This window comes from Mycobacterium sp. 852002-30065_SCH5024008, assembly GCF_001665645.1.
Taxonomy (GTDB): Bacteria; Actinomycetota; Actinomycetes; order Mycobacteriales; family Mycobacteriaceae; genus Mycobacterium; species Mycobacterium paraffinicum.
This window is the reverse complement of the sequence record NZ_LZSZ01000040.1, coordinates 1-564: the sequence shown is the minus strand read 5'-3', so window position 1 is coordinate 564 and position 564 is coordinate 1. Positions and strand designations below refer to the sequence as shown.

The following is a 564-nucleotide window of genomic DNA, read 5'->3' as shown; positions in this document are numbered from 1 at the left end:
TCGGGCGTGCGGCCGACTTGGGCGGCAAACAACGCTGGGATCGACACCCCCGACACCGCTGGGCGGTCCAACACCGCCCGGTTACCCCAGTTATCCAGGCGGACACGTTCGGACTCGTCGAGCACCCCGATCGAAGACACCGGCCGCGAGGGATCTGCCGTCATGTCGGCCAGCACCCGCTCGAATCGTGTAATTAACGTTTCGATGCTGGCGGGGTCGAAAATATCGGTGCGAAACTCCACTACCCCACCGATGCCGGCCGGCTGGCCCGCTTCGGTGAAGTTCTCGGACAGGGTGAAGGTCAAATCCATGCGGGCCGTGCAAGTTTGCACTGGCAAGGGGCTAACCCGCACCTGCTCACCTAGCGCCAGCCCGCCGGCTAGGTCCAGCTCGGCGAGGTTGTGGTTTTGCCAGGCCAGCATGACCTGCACTAGGGGGTGATGGGCCAGGGAGCGGGTGGGGTGCAGCCGTTCCACGAGCAGCTCGAAGGGCACGTCTTGGTGCTCAAAGGCGGCCAGGCTGCGCGCGCGCACCTGGGCAAGGAGCTGTCTCTTATACACATCT

General features: G+C 64.5%; 1 protein-coding gene. It reads right to left on the bottom strand.

Going from position 1 to position 564, the window contains the following annotated elements; all coding sequences use genetic code 11:
• Window positions 1–564: condensation domain-containing protein (locus tag A5781_RS05030; protein WP_197503708.1), on the bottom strand; the 564-nt coding region annotated here is incomplete at both ends.